Source organism: Rhodoferax sp. UBA5149 (genome assembly GCF_002413825.1).
Taxonomy (GTDB): domain Bacteria; phylum Pseudomonadota; class Gammaproteobacteria; order Burkholderiales; family Burkholderiaceae_C; genus Rhodoferax.
In genome coordinates this window covers 3,055-3,721 of sequence record NZ_DHXT01000058.1, presented here as the reverse complement: position 1 = coordinate 3,721, position 667 = coordinate 3,055, and the positions used below count along the sequence as shown (strand labels likewise).

Annotated in this window: 1 protein-coding gene and 1 pseudogene; both read right to left on the bottom strand. The window is 61.2% G+C overall.

The genetic code is table 11. The features are described 5' to 3' along the window. Positions 1 to 317: pseudogene (locus tag B3V69_RS04660) on the bottom strand (acetylglutamate kinase); the annotation flags it as partial. Between the two features lie 215 nt (positions 318 to 532). Then, positions 533 to 655, bottom strand: coding sequence for an H-NS family nucleoid-associated regulatory protein (locus B3V69_RS04655; RefSeq protein WP_296444256.1), 123 nt, complete (start codon positions 653 to 655; stop codon positions 533 to 535). Positions 656 to 667 lie beyond the last annotated feature (12 nt).

Below are 667 nucleotides of genomic sequence, written 5' to 3'. Positions count from 1 at the left end.
GCCAGCACCCACTCCACCACCTCCATGGTTTCGGCGTCGGTCACGCGCATGCCCTGGATGAACTCGCCCTTCTTGCCCAGGCGTTTCAGCGCGGTTTCAATCTGAGGTCCACCGCCGTGCACCACGACCGGGTTGATGCCCACCAGCTTGAGCAGCACCACATCCTCGGCAAAGTCGGCCTGCAAGCCCGGGTCGGTCATGGCGTTGCCGCCGTATTTGATGACCATGGTCTTGCCATGAAACTTGCGGATGTAGGGCAGCGCCTGGGCCAGGATTTCGGCTTTGTCGCGGGGGGAAATGTGGGTAACGTCGGTCATGGGGTGTCACTTATAGTGCTGAGGACAGCGCTAGCTTGGCTTGCGCCTGGCTGCGAACTGTCCCGCAAAGTCAAAAAAGGCCAATGCCCAAATTGTGCCGCAGGTTCTACGCTTTCAGCGGCGTCAGAACCACCTCCAGCGCGGGGAGTGTTCGCCGCTTGACGGCACGCGACCAACCGGAAACCCTGCGCTGTACTTGGCGTTCCTGATTCACATCAGTTCTTGATGGAAAATTCTTCTTTGGATTGCCCTTGCGCCACCAGCGCCGCCAGCCAGCGTGGTGTCAAACCACGGCCGCTCCATGCCTCGCCATTGGGGCCGCGGAATTTGGCGGCCACGACCGTCGCGCC